At 74.2% G+C, this 217-nt stretch carries 1 protein-coding gene; it reads left to right on the forward strand.

Annotated elements, in window-relative coordinates:
• On the forward strand, positions 1-217 hold a 217-nt coding region (locus ACGFT1_RS35865; protein WP_373913170.1), incomplete at both ends, for a hypothetical protein.

The raw sequence follows: 217 nt of genomic DNA on the forward strand, positions 1-217 counted from the left end.
CGGCGCTCGAAACCACGCCCACCGCGGTCACCGCGGTCGTCGCGACGCTCGAAGCCACGGCCACCCCGGTCGTCACGGCGGTCGTCACGACGCTCGAAGCCGCCCCGCTCGCCACGGTCACGGTCGACCGGACGGCGCTCGTCACGACGCTCGAACGAACGGCCACCCCGGTCGTCACGGCGCTCGAAACCACGCCCACCGCGGTCACCGCGGTCGT

Source organism: Streptomyces sp. Y20 (assembly GCF_043195475.1).
Taxonomy (GTDB): domain Bacteria; phylum Actinomycetota; class Actinomycetes; order Streptomycetales; family Streptomycetaceae; genus Streptomyces.